This is a genomic window from Blastochloris sulfoviridis (genome assembly GCF_008630065.1).
GTDB classification, from domain to species: domain Bacteria; phylum Pseudomonadota; class Alphaproteobacteria; order Rhizobiales; family Xanthobacteraceae; genus Blastochloris; species Blastochloris sulfoviridis.
The window spans coordinates 1-1,196 of the sequence record NZ_VWPL01000070.1; the positions used below are offsets into that span (position 1 = coordinate 1).

Genomic DNA, 1,196 nt, shown 5'->3' on the forward strand with positions numbered 1-1,196 from the left:
GCACGAGGCCGAGGGCGAAGCGGCGGACGACGGCCATGTTCTTGGCGCCATGGCCGGTTCGGTAGCGCGACAGGTCGTCCTTGAACGCAACGTCGAGCAGCCAGTGCATGCTCTCGACGCCCCAATGGCCGCGGACGGCACCGGCGATGCGCTCAATGTCGAGGGGGGCAGAGGAGATGTAGAAGCGGGTCTCGAAGCTGCAGCGGTCGGCATGCTCGACACGCGAGAGAACGCTGACAATGGTCCTGATGGAGGTGAAGCGCGGCTGGCCCGGATAGCTGCGCTCGGCGGCGATCCAGTCGACCACGCTGGAGGCGGTGTAGGTTCTGGTCTCGATGCGGCCGTGGCCCTTCTCGACGGTGGTCTTGGTGACGAGCTCCTCGGCTGGCGCGGTGCGGAAATAGTCGGCCACATCGGCTTCGAGGGTTGGCTGGTTGCCCCCCGCCTTCGCGGGGGCAGGCTCTTCAGGGCGAGCAGGTAATCGGCGCCGTTCGCGACGATGTTGGCGGCAATGTCGGCTTGGCAGCCCATGGCGTCGATGCTCACCAGGGCGCCGTCGAGCTGGCCGGCCTCGGCGAGCTGGTCGAGAAGCGCAGGGATCGCGGTGATCTCGTTGGTCTTCTCTGGGACGCTGGTCTGTGCCAGCACCAGCCGGGCGGTGGTGGCATAGGCCGACAGCGTGTGCAGGGCTTTGAGACCCTTGCGGCGGTCGTGGGTGCGGCGCGCCGTCTTGCCGTCGATGGCGATGAGATCGTGCCGGCCGGGCCACAGCGCCGCCACCCAGTCCTCAAAGCAGCGCGCAAACAGCACCGGATCGACCCGGTTGACCAGACAGCGCAGCCAGCGCTCGCAGGGAATGCCGTGATGGAAATCGGCGAACTGCTGCAGAAAGCGCAGGTGATGCTTGCCCCAGGCGGCGATGTCGTCGAAATCGTCGCAGGAGGCGATGGTGGCGCAGGTCACCAGCAGCAGCACCTCGTGCAGCGGATACATCACCCGCCACGGCTCGCGCGCATCGTCGAGCTCGGAGAAATGCTGCAGCAACAGCGCCAGCCGCGCCCGCGGAACCTCCGCGTCGAGGATGGTGTCGGCGATCGCCCTCATGGTCGCGCTCCTGGTCGAATCAGAGCGCCCAGGGAATCACGCCGTCCCGTCAACTCAAAATGCCACACTCAACAACCACCGGCTAAAGCCGG

1 protein-coding gene and 1 pseudogene are annotated in these 1,196 nt (G+C 66.8%); both read right to left on the bottom strand.

The window, feature by feature from the left end; genetic code table 11:
• Positions 1-412, bottom strand: a 412-nt coding sequence (locus F1193_RS17220; RefSeq protein WP_170263742.1) for an ISAs1 family transposase, incomplete at its 3' end; no start/stop codon positions are given.
• Positions 413-519: 107 nt separating this feature from the next.
• Positions 520-1,104: pseudogene (locus tag F1193_RS17835) on the bottom strand (ISAs1 family transposase); the annotation flags it as partial.
• Between the last annotated feature and the right edge of the window lie 92 nt (positions 1,105-1,196).